The organism is Bartonella taylorii 8TBB (assembly GCF_902825155.1).
Classification (GTDB): domain Bacteria; phylum Pseudomonadota; class Alphaproteobacteria; order Rhizobiales; family Rhizobiaceae; genus Bartonella; species Bartonella taylorii_A.
This window is the reverse complement of sequence record NZ_CADEAG010000069.1, coordinates 1-575: the sequence shown is the minus strand read 5'-3', so window position 1 is coordinate 575 and position 575 is coordinate 1. Positions and strand designations below refer to the sequence as shown.

At 40.0% G+C, this 575-nt stretch carries 1 pseudogene; it reads right to left on the bottom strand.

From position 1 onward, the window contains the following. A pseudogene (locus J7R13_RS08675) lies at window positions 1-575 on the bottom strand (hypothetical protein); the annotation flags it as partial.

Below are 575 nucleotides of genomic sequence, written 5' to 3'. Positions count from 1 at the left end.
TAGAAATGTAAGATAATTCATAGGTTGGCTCGGTGAAAGCACCGTTTTTAAAGCTTGCATTACCGCCTAAAAATTTTGCAATATCCTTACCGATCGTATGAATCTGACCACCCGTAACCACATCATGTGAACCTTGAGCAAGCGTACCATCCGCAACATTATGCAGACCAACAACGGCAGAGCCTTGTCCTTTGCCAAAAGTTATACTTTCATAATTTGTAGTGCTATTTTCACCCGCTGTTTTATCGTAATGAACAACAGCTGAATCATCAGACTGAAGGCTGGTAGAAAGCTTCTCTAAACTTGCATCAAGCTGACCTTTATTAACCGCTTCATTCTCTTTCTCTGCTTTCTTTACACCAGAAAGCGTACGATCCGCATTCGTACTATCTGCTATATTGATCTCAGTGCCACCTGTTTTAGCACCAATAGTAAGACGATTCGTTGTTTTATCCTGCTGAACAAAGCTCTCGCTTTCTACTTTTTGAACCACATTATTAATTTGCTCAGTAAATTTATTCTGAACTTTCGTGATACTAGTACCCACTCCAGCAAAAGCTTCCGCTACAGTTTTA